A 16,603-nucleotide genomic window follows, 5' to 3' on the forward strand; every position below is an offset into this window, starting at 1 on the left:
GCCAGCGCCAGCAGCGCCAGGGCAGCAGCCAGGGCAGCCAGGGCAGCCAGGGTGGCGGTCAGCACAGCGGCCCGCAGGACGACGACGACTTCGACCCGGGCCCGGGAACGACGGCCCTCCGTCGTACGTTCAACCGCCACCACTCGCCCGGTGCCGCTCAGCCCTTGTGACCCTTGTGGCCCTTGTGGCCCTTGTGGAACAACTCGACAAGGCGCGCGTAGCTGTCCCCGCCGTTCCCCTCCTCGACCGCCCGCTCGATCAACGCCTCCGACAGCTCGGGCAGCCGCCCGTCGATGCCCCGGTTCCTCCCCGCGTGGACCAGGTGCTCGATCGCCACGCGCTGTACGTCGAGAGTGGCGTCGTCGCCCGGGTGGTGACCGGCGTCCACCTGCCCGGCGTACGTCCCCATGAAGCCCGTCACCGCGCTCAGCCAGCGGACCGCGACCGGGATGAACGCCGTCGCGGCCACGCCGCCTGGCCCACGCCCAGTCGCTCCTGGAGTCGACCGACCTCTCGATCGACCGCATCGGTGAGGAGAGCGGCCTCGGCACGGCGGCCGATCTGCGCCGGCACTTCGCGCTCCAGGTGGGGTCTCTCCCAGCGGCTACCGGCGCGGTTTCGCCGGACCGCGGGTCCGCCGCTCCGGGTGACCGGCGGCAGCGGAGGGAGCGGCGAGAGCAGCGGGAGCGGCGGAAGGGGACTACGCCTTGATGCTGTTGATCGGCGTGATGCCGGTGACGCCGGCGGTGTGGTTGTTGACGGTCAGGCCGGTGCGGTGGGCACCGCTGTACCCGCAGCACAGCTGAAGCCTGACGTTTGTCATGTGTTCCTGTGCAGAAAATCGTGCTGCGGGCGGAGGGCGAGCCGCAGCGGCGCGATGAGGATGGGGAAATCGAACACCCATCGTGCACGAGTGACGAAACAGGAGTGCCCATGCCCCTCGCCCGCCCCAACACCCCGCGCCCGGAGCATCGGAGACTCCGCCTGGCCGCGGTGGCCACGGCCGCCGTCCTGTCGCTCGCGGCCGTGCCGGCGCAGGCAGCCGCACCCGCGGTGACCACCCCCGCGGCGACCGCCCCCGCCGCCACCGGGTCCGGCTCGTCCGTCGCGCCGTTCGCCGGGCCCGAGCGCGGACTTGACCGCGCGGCCCTCCGGAGTTCGCTCGCGGCTTTCCACGAAGCCGGTATGTACGGGGCCTATTCCGCGGTTCGCGACGGGTCCGGGCAGTGGCGGGGAGCCGCCGGGCTGGCCGACGTGGAGACCGAGCGCCGGATGCGGCCCGACTTCGAGCACCGGATCGGCAGCATCACCAAGACCTTCACCGCGGTGGCCGTCCTTCAGCAGGTCCACAGGGGCCGCATCGAACTCGACGCGCCGATCGGACGCTACCTGCCCGAGCTGATACCCGGCGAGCGGGGACGCGAGGTGACGGTGCGCATGCTGCTCAACCACACCAGCGGCATCCCCGATTACGTACTTCCCGCCTTCCCCGGCCTGGCCGTGGACCCGGGCAAGACGCTCGACGAGAACCGCTTCCGCCGTCTGCACCCGGAGCAGCTCGTCCGCCTCGGGCTCGCGGCGCCGCCGGTCGCCGAGCGCGGCACGTACTCCTACGCGAACACCAACTACGTCATCGCCGGGCTGCTGTTGCGGAAGGTCACGGGCGAGGACCCGGAAACGTACATCACCCGCAACGTCGTCCGTAAGGCCGGGCTGCGGCACACCTACTTCCCGCGCTCGCCCCGCATATCCGGGCCGCACGCCAAGATGTACGAATCGATGTACGGCTACATCGAGCCGGCCCGCGACTACAGCGTCTACGACATGTCCTGGGCGGGCACGGCCGGGGCGATGGTCTCGACGATGCGGGACCTCAACGACTTCTACCGCCGGCTGCTGGGCGGCAAGCTGCTCGGCCCCGCCGAACTGCGCGCCATGAAGACCACCGTCCCGGCCTACGAGCCCGAGCCGGGCGAGGAGGTCGCGATGCGCTACGGGCTGGGCATCTACACCCTGCGCATGCCCAGCGGCGGCTGGTACTGGGGCCACGACGGCGGTGTCTTCGGGGCCGGGACCTGGGCGCTCTCCACCGAGAACGGCCGCAGGCAGGTCGCCGTCGGCTACAACCTCATGAAGTACGAGCGGTTCGACGAGCAGAACAAGCCGAAGCCGGATCCGATAGGGGCGGCGCTGTTCTCGTACGTCGACGGAGCGCTCAGCGGCGCGCCGGGCAGGCCCTCGGCGTCACTCCGGCAGTCGGCGCCCGGCTCCCTGCCCCCGCTCCGGTCCCTGGTCACACCCGAACAGCTGCGCTGACGGGACCCCGGCCGGGTCCTGTGCGGTGCGGCCGAGCGGTGACTCGCGTGTGCCGGGGTAAAGGAACGGAACCGACCGATCCAGCACCCTCACGAAGGAATCGAAGATGACGGACGACGCCTACTTGTTTCTCGCGGACGCCTCGGCCAGGCACCTGGGGGTCGCGTTGTCCGCCGTCGGTGATCTCGAGTGCCTGGAGACCTCCGCCGTGCAGGCGTGGTTCGACGCGCAGGGCGTCACGGCGCACCAGGAGGGCGTACGGGTGCTGCCGCCCGAGGAGAACGGCTTCATTCCGGAAGGAGCCGAGCGGCTGCCGGTACCGCTCAGCGAGGAGGAGCTCGAACGCGTCCGGCAGGCCGGTCTTCCGGAGTCGAGGGCTCGCCTCGAAGCTGAGCTCCTGGCTTTCCGCGACTGCGCCGACGGACGGGACGCGTTGCTCGGCAAGGCCCTGGCGGCCGGTGTCCCGCAGCACCGCATCGTGGAACTGACCGGGGTGGATCCGGCCACGCTGGCGGCGGCCACCGAAGCCTGAGCCCGGCACCGAAGCCTGAGCCCGACACCGGATATCCGCACCGGCACCGGCACCGGCACCTTCACCGCGTCTTGGTCAGGGTGTGCTGTGCATGAGTGGGGCGGGCTGCGGAGAGCGGCCCGCGCTGTCATGGGGGTTGTGCCGGGCCTCGGTCGGACTGTGCCTGCGAGTCGGTCATGAGGGGGGTCCTTTACAGGCTGCGGGCGGTGATGTCGCCGTGGGCGGTGGTGGCGTGGATGTTCAGGCCGGCGGCGGCGCCGTCGGTGTTCTGGAGCGTGTTGTGGATCCGGCCGTAGGCGGTGCCGGCGTCCAGGCCGGCGGAGACTCCGCGGGCGGCACCGACCGAGATGTCGCCGGACTCGGTGCGCAGCGTGAGCGTGCCGCGCACGGCCTGGGTGATGTGCAGGTCGCCCTTCTGGGTGCTGATGTGCGCGGGGCCGTCCAGGCGGCCGACCGAGATGTCGCCGGCGAGGAGGGCGAGGTGGGCGCTCGCGGTCTCGTCGAGCTTGACCGAGCCCTGGGCGCTCTCGAAGGTGACGTCGCCGAGGCGTCCGACGCCCCGGAGTTCGGCGCTGGCCGCCTTCGCCTCGACGCGGGAGCCGGCGGACAGCTGGACGGTGACCTCGACGGAGCCGGCAGCGCCGAGGATGCGGTTCTTCGCCGGTGCGGCTTCGATCCGCAGGACGCCGTCGCCGTAGACGACCGTGGTCTGCTCCGCGGCCTTGACGTCGCGGCTCTTGGCGGCGTCGGCTCGACGATCACGCGCGAGGTGATGCGCAACGGCGGTCCCGCCACCTACCGCGCCGACCTCGCCCACCGCGCCACCGAGCGCCGCACCCACCGGCGCGGGCAGACCGCCCCCCGGGGGACACAGGCGCCCCCGCAGCCCCATGGACGTGACGCCGAAGCGGTGCGGGCGTACGAGGAGACGTTCACCACCGTCCTGATGGCGTCGGGCATGCCCACGATGATGTCCCGGGTGATGGCCTGCCTCACCCTCACCGACACCGGCAGCCTCACCGCGTCCGAACTGGTCCAGCGCCTCCAGGTCAGCCCGGCGTCCGTCTCCAAGGCCATCACGTTCCTCGAAAGCCAGGGCTTCGTCCGCCGGGAGCCCGGCGAACGCCGCCGCGAGCGCTACGTCGTCGACGACGACATCTGGTACCAGTCGATGATCGCCAGCGCCCGGTCCACCGCCCAGATCGTCGAGACCGCACGGGAGGGCGTCGGCGTCCTCGGCCCCGACACCCCGGCCGCCACCCGCCTGGAGAACGTCGCCCGCTTCCTCGACTTCGTCTCCGAGAGCATCGCCCGAGCCGCGGAGCAGGCCCGCGACATCCTCCACACGAAACCCGAAACGACCTCGGACAGCACTGCCTGAGCCACCTTCAGGTCGAGGGCAGACAGCCGCCTCGTCCTGATGGCCAGCCCCAGGCCGTGCCCGCGGGCGGCGTGGCGCGACCGTCCTGTGACGCTGCCGGAACGCCCGGCGGCCGACCCGGCGGCCCATCGCCGCACCGGCCGTCGGGCTCGTGGAATCCGGCGCACCCGCAGCGCCACGCGAAAGCCCGCCTCGACAGACGCGAGGACGGTACGGGCGGACCGCCGGGCCGATCAGCGGCCTGTCCTCGCTGAAGAATCGAGGTCGGGTACCGCCGTTACTCGGTCGGCAGGGTCACCGTGCCGTGCAGCGACCAGTGGTCCGACTTTCCGTCCGAGGCGGAGACCACGCAGTTGGCGAACCCTGATGTCTTCGGAGCGAAGATGTAGTCGAGTTTCCTCGTGGGCACTCCGCCGACGCCGTTGGCCGTGGGCTCTCCCCCACGGACCTTCGAAGGATCGTTGCCCTGTGAACATTCCAGGTACTGGTCGTAGATGGGTACCAGCGCCGAGCTGGGACCTCCCTCGCCGACGCCCGCATTGGAGGCGGGCGGTACGACGTTCATGTCCCCGCCGAACACCGGGCGGTACCCCCTGGCCCGCCAGTCGGTCACCAGACCCAGGAAGCTCTTGCCCTGCTCCTTGCGCCAGTAGCCGTCTTCGGTCAGATCGTCATAGGGCGGACCGGCGCTGAAGTGGGAAGTGCACGCGACCACCGCCCGCGAGGGGATCGACGCGCACAGCGCGCTGCGCTGCTCCTTGCCCGCCGGAGACGGGAAGTCGTGGCGCTGGTAGAAAAGGTTCTCGTCCGGAACCGCCAGCGCCACACCGTAAGCGCCGCGGTCCAGATAATCCGGCTTCGGTCCCATGGCGCACTGCTTCTGGACGTTCACCCCGTCGACCTGGTTGTGGATCGGGGCGAACCTGACGTCCCACTTCGTGCCGGTCTCCACTTCCAGCATTTCCTCGACACGCTTCGCGTGCTTCTCGCAGAACTCCTGGAAGAAGATGACGTCGGGGTTCCTTCCGTTCACCTTCAGGCGTTCCCTGATCGCGTCGGTCAGTTCGACAGTCCCGGCGCGATCGGCCGACCAGTCACATCGCTCATTGTTGTTGGCGCATACGTTCCAGGTCATCACGTTCAGGGCCGACCCCGCCACGGGCCCGTAGGCCGGCGGGGGCTGCGTGCCCGGATTGACGAAGCCGTCGACCGGTTCGAGCAGGAACGGCGCGGGCGTGGAAGACGTCGCCGTCGCCCGAAGGGTGCCGCCCGCGTCCGCGACGACGTACTTGCCCTCGTGGCCGGGTGCCACGGTCTTGAAGGTGACCCGGTGCGACCCCGGCTTCTCCGAGGAGGGGGCAGCCGAGAAGTTCACTTCGAACTGCTGCCACGAACCGAGATTCCCGCCCCTGGCACGCAGCATCCCTTCCCGGTCCTCGCCGTCGAGGAACTCGGGAGTGGCGAAGAACCCAGTGGTCTCAGAGCGCAGACTCATGATGTTCTGCGTCGGGTGATTGGTGTGGAGCGTGAATCTCTCCCACGCATTGACCTCGGTACTCACCGCGCGCAGGCGCCACTCGTACTTTCCGGTGTCGTGCATCTCCACCCGGACGTACTTTCCGTTCGGCGCCTTGAGGGCCCATTTCTGCCCTGCCGACTTCTCGACCCATACCGCGTCCGCCGAAACATCCGTGGCGTGGGCCACCGTTGCCGTGGTGAGAAGCACCCCGGCGATTATCCCGACAAATGCTGTGAAAGCGCCCATTATTCGGCGCATGCGCTCCCCTTACAAGATCACAGAAGTTTGACGCGACAGAGCGTACGGCTTCCCTCAGTGATCACGTCCGGCCAGGACGGCTCAGGGCGCCGGGCGGAGCCTGTGCGTACGGAGCGTTTCCCGGAGCCGGGCAGGGATTCCGGCGTACCGGGGGCGTGGCAGTCGGTGCACTCCATGACGTACCGGCCCTGGACGGGGGCCGGGGGCACGGGCGGCAGCTTCCTGATCAGCCGGCTCTGTACGAAGCCGAACGGATGCCGGACGGGGTCGGGCAGCATCGAGGCGACGGCCCGCACGAACTGCGCCTCGGTGGCCCCCCGCCGGAACCAGTCCCCGGCCAGACCGGCGAGTGCCTCGCATTCCACCGCGGACAGGGCGAGTTGGGGATGCTGGTGGACGAGCCGGGCGAGGGCGTCGCGGCCGCGCGCGTCGGGTTCCCGCGCGGGCGCGGGGTCGGCCGTCCCGGACTGCGGAACGTCACCGCCGAGGAACGCGGCCCACCAGGCGTCGGGGCGGGCGGTGCGGGTGAAGTAGGTGCGGTAGACCCACCGCGCGCCTTCGGCGTCCTGCACGTCACGGCGTACGCGCCGCAGGTGCCCGGCTTCGGAGAGCCTGCGCAGGGCGGTGCCGATGGCGCACTGGCCGAAGTCGTCCAGCTCCCTGGCCAGCGTCTTGATCGAGATGCCTGCGCCGTCGGGCAGCCGGTCGATGTATCCGGCGATCGCCGCTTCACGCTTGGGCAGGTGTGCGAAGTCGCGCCCGCGACGGGGTTCTTGGCCGGGTGCGGACTGCTTTCCGAATCCGGGCTTGGCCATCGGATGGGCGGGCGCGTGCAGGGTGGCACGGCTAAGACCGACCGGCAAAAGGTGCCCGGGAGGTGGCGCGGGCATCGGAACGACCACGAGTCACGTGATCATGCAGTTCTCTACGCTCAGTAATCACGGTCTGGCTGTGCTGCCCTTTCGCCCGTTTGAATCAGCGCCCTACCGTGTGGAGGGAGACGCCCCCGGCGCTCCGCGACAACCCGGGTGGAGCCTATGGCGCGGCGTGAGTCAGATCATGCAAGTGGGCTCGGTGGCCGGGGGAATGGCCGGTGACACTCGTTCGACGCTGTGGCAGTAGGGCAGGCCGTCTAGCGGCTTGCCAGCGAGGAAACGGGTGATCAAGTCGGCGGTCTCCGCGGTCCGCTCCAGGATGAGCATGTGGTCGGCATCGCGGATCTCGGCGTACCAACTGTCGGCACACGCCGCTGCCATCTGGCGGCACAGCTCCGGAGTGGTGAACGAGTCGTATTCGCCGGTCACGGTCAAGACCGGCGCCCGAGGCGGCTGGCTGGTGTCGAGGGCCTGATGAGTGAGCAGGCGCAGGGTGTTGATGTACATCTGGTGCGTTTCCGCCTCGGAGAGGTTGACGATGCGGCGCAGCAGCAGTTTGCGGACGCGGGTGCCGTTGGGGATGTCCGCGAGGCGCTCTGGCGTCATGAGGAGATCGACCATCGCGTGCGCGTACGTCTCCATGTCTCCTGCGGCCAGGTACTCCAGCGTGCGGCGCATCGCGGCCTGCGCGTGGTCGGGGATGGCCGTCATCGTGCCGACCAGGACCACGCGCCCGACCCGGTCGGGGTAACGCCGGGCCATCTCGTAGCCGATGGCGCTTCCGTAGGAGCCGGCCAGCACGTTGACCAGCCCGACACCGCACTCGTCGAGCATGTGGCAGATGGCGTCGGCAAGAAAGTCGGCGCCGTAGGTTTCGGGCAGCAAGTCGGCGGCGCCCCAGCCGGGCGGGTCGACGGTCAACACGTCCATGCTTTCGAGGAACACGTCCTCGCAGCGTCCCCACGATTCCTTGCGCTGGAATGCCCCGCCGATGATCAGCACGGGCGGGAAACACGGGGCGGGGGCGCGGACCACACGTGATTCGCAGGAGAAGCCCTGCCAGCGATGCCTCCGCACAAGTGCCTCGCCCGGTGACGGAGCGGTCTCGGCAGGCAGAGGCGTCTTGAGCGGCATGCCGGGGTAGATCACGCGAGGTCAACGATCTTCGGGGGCTGAAGTCACGATCCCCTTGATCTGCCGGCCGCTGCCGGGTGACTCACACCTTCCCGGCAAGTCGCTGGCCAGCAGGTGTCCGGGGGGTCGGATGAGCCTCAGAACGGGCACGGGTCCACGTGAGCAATTAGTTCTCTACGCTCAGTATCACGAAGGACAGCCGTGCCCGCACTGCCATCTTCCCTGCTAGAACCCCTCTGGAATCAGTTCGTGGCGCTCCTGCCGGCTCGGGAGGAGTTCACTGCGGGCCATCCGCTCGGCTGTCACCGCCGTCGTGCCCCCGACCGGATCGTGTTCGAGCACGTAGTGTTCGCGTTGGTCCACGGCTCGGGCTACGAACGGGTCTCCAGCCCTGGATGCTCTGACCGGACCATCCGTCGACGTGTCAAAGAAGGGGCTGAGCAGGGCATATCCGAAGTGGTGCATGTTCTCGCTCTGAAAGCGTACGACCGGATGATCGGCCTGGAGCTGTCCGAGATATCCGTGGATGGTTGCATCACGAAGGCCCCGTGTGGCGGCCAGAGTGCGGGCCGGTCCCGGTGGACCGCGGGAAGCAGGGCCTGAAACGCTCGGTCGCCACTGATGCCTGCGGTGTCCCGCTCGGCCTGGTCGCAACGGGAGCCAACCGCCATGACTCGCCCCTACTCGGACCGACTCTCCATGCAGCCATGGACCAGGTCGGGCCACTGCCGGACGACGTGAACGTCAACCTCGACCGGAGCTATGACAGCAAGGCGTCCCGCGCTCTTCTCCGGGAGTTGGGCTTCACCGGTGAGATCGCCCGCAAGGGCGTGCCCGCCCCGATTCAGGCCGGCAAGCGGTGGGTCGTGGAACGAACGCACTCGTGGATGAACAGCTACGGCAAGCTACGACGCTGCACCGAGAAGAGAAGAACAGCACCGTCGTCGAGTTCTACCTCCCCCTGGCCGCAGCACTCGCCACTCTCCGCCTGCTGATCCGCCACGCCACCATTCGGTACCGCTGGGATCAGCGTTCCACCACACGTCGCCTCAGGTGATCCATTTGCCGGTTGGTCCAAGCTGCTGAACAGCCATGAGATCGGCTCCACGATCTTGTTGGTCAGACCCCTGTGCGGTGTTCCACCACCGCTTGGGGGTCGTTTGCTGTGCCGCACGCCACACGGCGACAGCCCTGCTTCCCAGCAAAAGGCGCTCGCACCTCGCTTCCCGAAGCTCAAGCGCCGCCGCCCGTCCGCCCGTGGAGGGCCCAGGCATGAGACAACCGGAAATGGACGTGCCGCACAGGGCTGTGTCCTGCCTCGCAGGCGCCCGGGTCACGAGTTCGGCGCGACCTTGGCCAGGCCGTTGATGATGCGGTCCATCGCGTCGCCGCCCGTCGGGTCGGTCAGGTTGGCCAGCATCTTCAGCGTGAACTTCATCAGCACCGGGTGCGTCAGACCGCGCTGGGTCGCGAGCTTCATGATCTTCGGGTTGCCGATGAGCTTCACGAAGGCGCGGCCCATCGTGTAGTAGCCGCCGTACGTCTCCTTGAGGATCTTCGGGTAGGCGTGGAGGGCGAGTTCGCGCTGGGCGGGGGTCGCGCGGGCGTGGGCCTGGACGATGACGTCGGCTGCGATCTGGCCCGACTCCATGGCGTACGCGATGCCCTCGCCGTTGAACGGGTTGACCATGCCGCCCGCGTCACCGACGAGGAGCAGGCCCTTGGTGTAGTGCGGCTGCCGGTTGAACGCCATGGGGAGCGCGGCGCCGCGGATCGGCATCGTCATGTTGTCCGGGGTGTAGCCCCACTCCTCCGGCATCGACGCGCACCACGCCTTGAGGACCTCGCGCCAGTCCAGCTCCTTGAACGCCTTGGAGGAGTTGAGGATGCCGAGGCCGACGTTGGACGTGCCGTCGCCCATGCCGAAGATCCAGCCGTAGCCGGGGAGCAGGCGGTCCTGCGGGCCCCGGCGGTCCCACAGCTCCAGCCAGGACTCCAGGTAGTCGTCGTCGTGGCGCGGGGAGGTGAAGTACGTACGGACCGCCACGCCCATCGGGCGGTCCTCGCGGCGGTGCAGGCCCATGGCGAGGGACAGGCGGGTCGAATTGCCGTCGGCGGCGACGACCAGCGGGGCGTGGAAGGTGACCGGGGTCTTCTCCTCGCCGAGCTTGGCGTTGACGCCGGTGATCCGGCCCGTACGGGGGTCGAGGACCGGCTCGCCGACGTTGCAGCGCTCGTGCAGGCGGGCGCCCGCCTTCTGGGCCTGGCGGGCGAGCTGCTCGTCGAAGTCGTCGCGCTTGCGGACGAGTCCGTAGTCCGGGTACGAGGCCAGGTCCGGCCAGTCGAGCTGGAGGCGTACGCCGCCGCCGATGATGCGCAGGCCCTTGTTGCGCAGCCAGCCCGCCTCTTCGGAGATGTCGATGCCCATCGAGACCAGCTGCTTGGTGGCGCGCGGGGTCAGGCCGTCGCCGCAGACCTTCTCGCGCGGGAAGGCGGTCTTCTCGAGGAGCAGGACGTCGAGTCCGGCCTTCGCCAGGTAGTAGGCGGTCGTGGAGCCGGCGGGTCCGGCCCCGACGACGATCACATCTGCGGTGTGCTCGGAGAGGGGCTCGGTCACGGCGGGATCTCCCGTAAGACTCGACGTCGCGTGCCCGGGGGCACAGGTCGAAGGCAGTCTATTGGGGCGTACCGAGCGCCCTTCCGAAGGGTCGGCGGGTCAGGTCAGTCGGGGTCCAGGGGGCCGGCGCGGTGTCGAAGGTCTTGCGGGCGTACTGCCCGTCGCGGTCCCGTGCCCGGATCGGCGCGAACCGGGCGGTCGCCTACCGCATCCCCCACGACCCGGACCGGGGCGCTGGTAGGTGACCGCGTCCTGGACCCGCACCCCCGCCCCCGCCCTGCCCCTTCAGGCAGTGTGGGTGCGGGGGGGGGTGGACATGAACGACGACCACCTCGCCGCCCGGCACCTGGACGTCCGCGGCAACCCGGTCGGTGACCCGCAGCGCTTCTCCCACGGCCTCTCCGGCAATTCAGCGCACCGGGACGCCCGGATCCGGCACGCGCCGACCCGGCTGCTGCACTTCACCCGCCGGGCCGGGGCGCGCCACTGACCAGCGGTCCAGACCACCGGGCCCACTGAAACCCAGTGCTCAGGAACGGTTCCGCAGTTCGGGCAGTGCAGCGGCATGGGGACCCCGGAGGCGGGGAGAGCGGAGAGTGCAGGAAGTGCGCGGGGAGAGCGGTTCCTGTGCGCACTGACTCCTCTTCCCCGCCGGGCGGTTCCCGGGAGTTCCTTTCTTTCCCTGCCCCTCCCCGCTGTGACACTTCGCGACTCCGCCCCGTCCTAGAAGACCGACAGTCCCGTCAGCGTCGTGAACCGGTCCAGTGCCGCGACGCCCGCCACCGAGTTGCCGCGCTCGTCCAGACCCGGGCTCCAGACGCACAGCGTGCACCGCCCCGGAACGACCGCGACGATCCCGCCGCCCACACCGCTCTTGCCCGGCAGCCCGACCCGGTGGGCGAATTCGCCGGCCGCGTCGTACGTACCGCAGGTGAGCATCACGGCGTTGATCTGCTTGGCCTCGCTGCGCGTCAGCAGGCGCGAGCCGTCGGCGCGCAGCCCGTGGCGGGCCAGGAAGCGGGCCGCCAGCGCCAGGTCGGCGCAGCTCATCTCGATCGCGCACTGCCAGAAGTAGTGGTCGAGGAGGGTGGGGACGGGGTTGGTGATGTTGCCGTACGAGGCCATGAAGTGGGCCAGGGCCGCATTGCGGTCGCCGTGCGCGGACTCCGACCCGGCCACCTCCGGGTCGAAGGCCAGGCCGGGGTTCCCGCTCTCCTCGCGCAGGAACTCCAGGAGTTCGCTGCTCGCGTCGCCGGTCAGGGTCTGGAGGCGGTCGGTGACGACGAGCGCGCCGGCGTTGATGAACGGATTGCGCGGGATGCCGTTCTCGTACTCCAGCTGGACCAGGGAGTTGAAGGGGTTGCCGGACGGCTCGCGGCCGACGTGCTCCCACAGGCCGTCGCCGCCCGTGGCCAGGACCAGCGCGAGCGTGAATACCTTGGTGATCGACTGGGTGGAGAAGGGGCGCTGCCAGTCCCCGACTCCGTACACCTTCCCGTCGACGTCCGCGACGGCCATGCCGAAGCGGCGCGGGTCGACGGCGGCGAGCGCCGGGATGTACTCGGCGGTCCTGCCGCTGCCGACCTGCGGTGCGATGTCCTTCGCGATCCGCTCCAGGACCGACTGGTAGTCCACGGGAGGTCTACCGGGACTTCGTACCGCGGTGCAGGGCGACGACTCCGCCCGTCAGGTTGCGCCACGCGACCTTCGACCAGCCCGCCTGCTGGAGCCGGGACGCCAGCGCCGGCTGGTCGGGCCACTCGCGGATGGACTCGGCGAGGTAGACGTACGCGTCGGGGTTCGACGAGACGGCGGTCGCGACCGGCGGCAGCGCCCGCATCAGGTACTCCATGTACACGGTCCGGAAGGGCGCCCAGGTCGGGTGCGAGAACTCGCAGATCACGACCTGCCCGCCGGGCCTGGTCACGCGGTACAGCTCGCGCAGCGCGGCGTCGGTGTCCTGGATGTTGCGCAGCCCGAAGGAGATGGTGACCGTGTCGAAGGTGTCGTCCCGGAACGGCAGTTCCGTCCCGTCGCCCGCGGTGAAGGGCATCCACGGGTGGCGCTGCTTGCCGACCCGCAGCATGCCGATCGAGAAGTCGCAGGGCACGACGTACGCACCGGCCCGCGCGAAGGGCTGCGAGGAGGTGGCGGTTCCGGCGGCCAGGTCCAGGATCTTCTGGGCCGGGCGGGCGTCCACCGCCCTGGCGACCTCCTTGCGCCAGATCCGGTCCTGTCCGAGGGACAGGACGTCGTTGGTGAGGTCGTAGCGTTCCGCCACTTCGTCGAACATCGAGGCGACTTCGGCGGGCTTCTTGTTCAGGGATGCGCGGGTCACGCCGCCCATTGTGCCGGGCCCGCCCGCCGCGGGCGGAGCGGGCCCGGTCATCGGCGGCGCGGACGTGGTCATCGGCTGTGCGGACGCGGTCATCGGCGGGTGCGGCTCACCGCCGCCGGTGCACCAGCCGTCCGCCCAGGACCGTCGCGACGCACGTCCCGGTCCCCCGCGCGCGCAGCGCCGCCTCGTCCGGCACGTCGAAGACGGCGAGGTCGGCGCGGGAGCCGACGGCGAGCGGGTGCGCGACCACGGAAGCCAGTGGGGCGCCCCCGGCCAGCGGGTCCAGCCCCGCACCAGAAGCCGTCGCCGGGGCGTCGTCCGCCGCCCCGCCCCCGACCGTGAGGCCGGCCCGCCGCACCGCCTGGCGGACGGCCGCGATCCCGAGCGGGCCGGTGACGGCGACCACACCGTGGGCCAGGAGTTTCTGGGTGCAGCGGCGGGCGCTGTTGCCCCAGCGGGCCTCGGTCATGCGCAGCGCGGCGAGGGCGGCACCGGTGAGGGGGTCCGGGCCGAGCGCGTCGAACTCGCCCGGCTCCTCGGGGAAATAGGTGTGCTCCAGCAGAAAGCCGCCGCGGTCGTTGCGCAGCCCCGGAGTGAGGACTCCGGGCCAGCGGCGGACGCGGGCCGCCGGCCGGGCGGCGGCCACGTCCTCGTACGGGCCGAGTGCGACGACCGTCGTACCGTCGACGGCGACCGCGCCCCGGGCGATCGGCTCCCCGGCGACCGGGACGACCAGGTCGGCGGCGTGGATCGTCAGCAACTCGGCCCCGTCAGCTCGCGCTGAGGATCTTCAGTTCGGGGTGCGCGGTGCCGCCCTCGATGGCCGTCGACGAGAGGTGCGAGACGACGTGGTCGTCGACCGGGTCGTTCGCCGGGTCGTCGTGCACCACGATGTGCTCGTAGGTCGTCGTGCGCTGCGCGGGCACGCGTCCCGACCTGCGGATGAGATCGATGATCTCCATCCGGTTGGACCGGTGCCTGGCCCCGGCCGACGACACGACGTTCTCCTCCAGCATGATCGACCCGAGGTCGTCCGCGCCGTAGTGCAGCGACAGCTGGCCGACCTCCTTGCCGACCGTCAGCCAGGAGCCCTGGATGTGCGCGACGTTGTCGAGGAAGAGGCGGGCGACGGCGATCAGGCGCAGGTACTCGAAGAGCGTGGCCTGCGTACGGCCCTTCAGCGCGTTGTTCTGCGGCTGGTAGGTGTACGGGATGAAGGCGCGGAAGCCGCCCGTCCGGTCCTGTACGTCGCGGATCATGCTCAGGTGCTCGATGCGCTCGGCGTTGGTCTCGCCCGTACCCATGAGCATCGTCGACGTCGACTCGACGCCGAGGCGGTGCGCGAGCTCCATGATCTCCAGCCAGCGCTCGCCGGACTCCTTGAGCGGCGCGATGGCCTTGCGCGGCCGCTCGGGCAGCAGCTCGGCGCCGGCGCCGGCGAAGGAGTCGAGTCCGGCGGCGTGGATGCGGCGGATGGCCTCCTCGGCGCTCACGCCCGAGATCCGGGCCATGTGCTCGACCTCGGAGGCGCCGAGGGAGTGGATGACGAGCTGCGGGAACGCCGCCTTGATCGCGGCGAAGTGCTCCTCGTAGTACTCGACGCCGTAGTCCGGGTGGTGACCGCCCTGGAACATGATCTGCGTACCGCCGAGCTCGACGGTCTCCGCGCAGCGCCGCAGGATGTCGTCGAGGTCGCGGGTCCACACCTTGTCGCTCTTGGGAGCGGCGTAGAAGGCACAGAACTTGCACGCGGTGACGCACGAGTTCGTGTAGTTGATGTTGCGCTCGATGATGTACGTCGCGATGTGCTCCGTACCGGCGTAGCGACGGCGGCGCACGGCGTCCGCGGCCTGGCCCAGGGCGTGCAGCGGCGCGGAGCGGTAGAGGTCGAGGGCCTCTTCCGGGGTGATCCGCCCACCCTCGGCAGCGCGGTCGAGGACGGCTGTGAGGTCGGCCTTCTCAGTCACCGGAGTGTCCCTTTCGGCAGGGTGTGGACGGACCGGCCCAGCCTACGCCAGCCGTACGGACGAGCAGCGGGCGCCCGCGTCGGGCGGCCGCACCGCCTGGCCCCTCCCCCGTACCGCACGGCCGGCTGCGTGCTGTGCCGGCGGCCCGGGGGCGGCGGCGGTCAGCCGAGCAGTTCGACCGTGACGTCGGCCGGATACCCGGTGTCCGGTCCGGTCCGGCGCGCGAACTCCCGTACGCCCGCCAGCTGGTCGGGACCGAAGCGGAAGTCCAGCGTCGTGAAGTAGCGCTCCAGCAGTTCCGCGTCGAAGACCTCCCAGCGGGCGGCCTGCTCGGCGACCTCGGCCACCTCGTCCAGGGACAGGTCGCGGGAGGTCAGGAACGCCTCATGGACCTTCTTCACGACGTCCGGCTCACGCGCGAGGTAGTCCTTGCGCGCCGCCCACACCGCGAAGACGAACGGCAGCCCCGTCCACTCCTTCCACATCTGCCCCAGGTCGTGGACCTGGAGCCCGAGCCGGGGCGCATCGTGCAGCGAGGCGCGCAGCGCCGCGTCGCCGATCAGCACGGCCGCGTCCGCCTCCTGCATCATCACGCCGAGGTCGGGCGGGCACGTGTAGTAGTCGGGCTGGACGCCGTACTGCTCGGCCAGCAGCAGCTGCGCCAGACGCACCGACGTGCGCGAGGTCGAACCGAGCGCGACCCGGGCCTTGTCGAGCCGGGCCAGCGGCACCTGGGAAACGATCACGCACGACATGACGGGGCCGTCGCAGCCGACCGCGAGGTCGGGGAAGGCGACGAGATCGTCGGCGTTGCGGAGGAACTCCACAAGGGTGACGGGCGCGATGTCGAGATCGCCGCGCACCAGTTGCTCGCTGAGCCGCTCAGGGGTGTCCTTCGACAGCTGGAAGTCGAGAAGCGCTCCGGTACGGGCCAGCCCCCAGTACAGGGGCAGGCAGTTCAGGAACTGGATGTGGCCGACACGTGGCCGGCTGCGACGGTGGCCGGCAGCAGTTGAATTGTCCACATCGCGAGGCTAGACCTGTCTGCCGCACAGACCGACGCCGGGGTCCGGGCCCCTTCGGAAGCGCTCCGGAAGGTCCCGGGAAGGGCTCCGGAGAATTCCGGGAAAGGCTGCGGAAGGTCTCCGGCCGGACCCCCGGAAAGGCGCCCCCGAAGGTGCCGCGACAGGGCCGTCCAAACCTCCGGACGGCGTGATCTTTCCCTCTTCCACTCGCCTCGGGGTGCGTGCTACGCTCGCCGCAAGTTGCAGTTTGGTTTCCCTTGCAGTACAGAGCCTGCGGAGCATGTAACCCGCAGGCTTTTGTAGTTTTCAGACTTGTTTGCAGGTTCTGGAGCAGGGCAACCCTTTGGCCCATGGGAGGGCTTATGGCTACCGGAACCGTCAAGTGGTTCAACGCTGAAAAGGGCTTCGGCTTCATCGCCCAGGACGGCGGCGGCCCGGATGTCTTCGTCCACTACTCCGCGATCAACGCGTCTGGTTTCCGCTCGCTCGAGGAGAACCAGCAGGTGAACTTCGACGTCACGCAGGGCCCGAAGGGCCCGCAGGCGGAGAACGTCACCCCGGTCTAGTTGCCCGGTCCGACCGGATCGCGGTCGAAGTAGCAGTACCCAAGGAGCCCCGTTCCGCGAGGAACGGGGCTCCTG

General features: G+C 70.0%; 16 protein-coding genes and 3 pseudogenes. 7 read left to right on the plus strand and 12 right to left on the minus strand.

The window, feature by feature from the left end; all coding sequences use genetic code 11:
* Window positions 1–157: 157 nt before the first annotated feature.
* Window positions 158–469, minus strand: a complete 312-nt coding sequence (locus tag ACWDZ4_RS27070; protein ID WP_451510998.1) for an imine reductase family protein — start codon at window positions 467–469, stop codon at window positions 158–160.
* Here ACWDZ4_RS27070 and ACWDZ4_RS27075 point away from each other — a divergent pair.
* Window positions 469–650, plus strand: a pseudogene (locus tag ACWDZ4_RS27075) (helix-turn-helix domain-containing protein); the annotation flags it as partial. The gene ACWDZ4_RS27070 and the pseudogene ACWDZ4_RS27075 overlap by 1 nt on opposite strands.
* A gap of 50 nt (window positions 651–700) precedes the next feature.
* Here ACWDZ4_RS27075 and ACWDZ4_RS27080 read toward each other — a convergent pair.
* Window positions 701–823 (minus strand): hypothetical protein, encoded by a 123-nt coding sequence (locus ACWDZ4_RS27080; RefSeq protein ID WP_451510999.1) that lies wholly within the window; start codon window positions 821–823, stop codon window positions 701–703.
* Between the two features lie 110 nt (window positions 824–933).
* Here ACWDZ4_RS27080 and ACWDZ4_RS27085 point away from each other — a divergent pair, with 110 nt between their 5' ends.
* Complete coding sequence (locus ACWDZ4_RS27085; protein ID WP_451511000.1) at window positions 934–2,316, plus strand: serine hydrolase domain-containing protein; 1,383 nt, start codon at window positions 934–936, stop codon at window positions 2,314–2,316.
* A 106-nt stretch (window positions 2,317–2,422) separates the two neighbouring features.
* Window positions 2,423–2,848, plus strand: a complete 426-nt coding sequence (locus ACWDZ4_RS27090; protein WP_451511001.1) for a DUF6003 family protein — start codon at window positions 2,423–2,425, stop codon at window positions 2,846–2,848.
* A gap of 190 nt (window positions 2,849–3,038) precedes the next feature.
* Here ACWDZ4_RS27090 and ACWDZ4_RS27095 read toward each other — a convergent pair whose 3' ends face one another.
* Window positions 3,039–3,665 (minus strand): DUF4097 family beta strand repeat-containing protein, encoded by a 627-nt coding sequence (locus ACWDZ4_RS27095; protein WP_451511066.1) that lies wholly within the window; start codon window positions 3,663–3,665, stop codon window positions 3,039–3,041.
* Between ACWDZ4_RS27095 and ACWDZ4_RS27100 the strand changes: the two are divergent.
* A pseudogene (locus ACWDZ4_RS27100) lies at window positions 3,600–4,229 on the plus strand (MarR family transcriptional regulator); the annotation flags it as partial. The gene ACWDZ4_RS27095 and the pseudogene ACWDZ4_RS27100 sit on opposite strands and share 66 nt — an antisense overlap.
* A 277-nt stretch (window positions 4,230–4,506) precedes the next feature.
* On the opposite strand, the gene ACWDZ4_RS27105 reads toward ACWDZ4_RS27100, so the two are convergent.
* From ACWDZ4_RS27105 to ACWDZ4_RS27115, 3 genes are all read right to left on the minus strand, one after another.
* Window positions 4,507–5,955 carry an endonuclease/exonuclease/phosphatase family protein gene (locus tag ACWDZ4_RS27105; RefSeq protein WP_451511002.1) on the minus strand — a complete coding sequence of 483 codons (1,449 nt, stop codon included), beginning with the start codon at window positions 5,953–5,955 and terminating at the stop codon, window positions 4,507–4,509.
* Window positions 5,956–6,023: 68 nt separating this feature from the next.
* Entirely contained in the window at window positions 6,024–6,821 is a 798-nt protein-coding gene (locus ACWDZ4_RS27110; RefSeq protein WP_451511003.1) for a hypothetical protein, read from the minus strand.
* Between the two features lie 237 nt (window positions 6,822–7,058).
* On the minus strand, window positions 7,059–7,883 hold the full coding sequence (locus tag ACWDZ4_RS27115) for an alpha/beta fold hydrolase (RefSeq protein ID WP_451511004.1): 825 nt from the start codon (window positions 7,881–7,883) through the stop codon (window positions 7,059–7,061).
* A gap of 333 nt (window positions 7,884–8,216) precedes the next feature.
* Here ACWDZ4_RS27115 and ACWDZ4_RS27120 point away from each other — a divergent pair.
* Window positions 8,217–9,072: pseudogene (locus ACWDZ4_RS27120) on the plus strand (IS5 family transposase).
* Window positions 9,073–9,348: 276 nt separating this feature from the next.
* Here ACWDZ4_RS27120 and ACWDZ4_RS27125 read toward each other — a convergent pair.
* The gene (locus tag ACWDZ4_RS27125; RefSeq protein WP_344496210.1) at window positions 9,349–10,632 is read right to left on the minus strand and encodes a geranylgeranyl reductase family protein; all 1,284 of its coding nucleotides are present in this window, start codon (window positions 10,630–10,632) and stop codon (window positions 9,349–9,351) included.
* A gap of 316 nt (window positions 10,633–10,948) precedes the next feature.
* On the opposite strand from ACWDZ4_RS27125, the gene ACWDZ4_RS27130 reads away from it, so the two are divergent.
* Window positions 10,949–11,122, plus strand: a complete 174-nt coding sequence (locus ACWDZ4_RS27130) for a hypothetical protein (protein ID WP_451511005.1) — start codon at window positions 10,949–10,951, stop codon at window positions 11,120–11,122.
* Between the two features lie 233 nt (window positions 11,123–11,355).
* On the opposite strand, the gene ACWDZ4_RS27135 is transcribed toward ACWDZ4_RS27130, so the two are convergent.
* From ACWDZ4_RS27135 to ACWDZ4_RS27155, 5 genes are all read right to left on the minus strand, one after another.
* Window positions 11,356–12,267, minus strand: coding sequence for a glutaminase (locus tag ACWDZ4_RS27135; RefSeq protein WP_451511006.1), 912 nt, complete (start codon window positions 12,265–12,267; stop codon window positions 11,356–11,358).
* 7 nt (window positions 12,268–12,274) lie between these two features.
* On the minus strand, window positions 12,275–12,970 hold the full coding sequence (locus ACWDZ4_RS27140) for a demethylmenaquinone methyltransferase (protein WP_451511007.1): 696 nt from the start codon (window positions 12,968–12,970) through the stop codon (window positions 12,275–12,277).
* A 106-nt stretch (window positions 12,971–13,076) separates the two neighbouring features.
* On the minus strand, window positions 13,077–13,730 hold the full coding sequence (locus tag ACWDZ4_RS27145) for a hypothetical protein (RefSeq protein WP_451511008.1): 654 nt from the start codon (window positions 13,728–13,730) through the stop codon (window positions 13,077–13,079).
* Window positions 13,731–13,740: 10 nt separating this feature from the next.
* Entirely contained in the window at window positions 13,741–14,937 is a 1,197-nt protein-coding gene (gene mqnC / locus ACWDZ4_RS27150; protein WP_451511009.1) for a cyclic dehypoxanthinyl futalosine synthase, read from the minus strand.
* Between the two features lie 161 nt (window positions 14,938–15,098).
* Entirely contained in the window at window positions 15,099–15,962 is an 864-nt protein-coding gene (locus ACWDZ4_RS27155) for a menaquinone biosynthetic enzyme MqnA/MqnD family protein (protein WP_451511010.1), read from the minus strand.
* 362 nt (window positions 15,963–16,324) lie between these two features.
* Here ACWDZ4_RS27155 and ACWDZ4_RS27160 point away from each other — a divergent pair, with 362 nt between their 5' ends.
* Window positions 16,325–16,528 carry a cold-shock protein gene (locus ACWDZ4_RS27160; protein ID WP_003984261.1) on the plus strand — a complete coding sequence of 68 codons (204 nt, stop codon included), beginning with the start codon at window positions 16,325–16,327 and terminating at the stop codon, window positions 16,526–16,528.
* Window positions 16,529–16,603 lie beyond the last annotated feature (75 nt).

It is taken from the genome of Streptomyces sp. NPDC003016 (assembly GCF_053591455.1).